Below are 380 nucleotides of genomic sequence, written 5' to 3' on the forward strand. Positions count from 1 at the left end.
ATGTTCGTGATACGTGAAATCACTCATAATTAGGCATCATTTCGCGCCCTAAATCTATACCTAAAAGAACATGTCCTAATGATAAAGCAACATCTTGATTAGAAGTTGAAATAATTTTTAAATTATTTTCAAAATCTAAAATTAACCAAGTCCAACCACTTCCAAAAAGTTTTTGCGATTGCAAAGAAAATTGATTTTTAAAATTTTCTAAATCTCCAAAATAAAGTTTAATAAATTTATGTAATTCATCTTTTTCATCATATTTTGTATTTAATTTTAAAATTGACCAAAAAAAACAATGATTTAAAAAACCACCACCATTATTTAATCGAGATAGAATTAGACCGTTTTTCTATTACTAGATATTAATCTAAGCCCCT

The 380-nt window shown here is 25.5% G+C and carries 1 protein-coding gene; it reads right to left on the reverse strand.

Features of this window, described 5'->3' with window-relative positions:
- Positions 1–19 precede the first annotated feature (19 nt).
- Positions 20–340, reverse strand: coding sequence for a Fe-Mn family superoxide dismutase (locus ACHMP6_RS01890; protein WP_412097830.1), 321 nt, complete (start codon positions 338–340; stop codon positions 20–22).
- Between the last annotated feature and the right edge of the window lie 40 nt (positions 341–380).

The organism is Candidatus Phytoplasma palmae, assembly GCF_046896035.1.
In the GTDB taxonomy this organism is placed as follows: Bacteria; Bacillota_I; Bacilli_A; order Acholeplasmatales; family Acholeplasmataceae; genus Phytoplasma; species Phytoplasma palmae.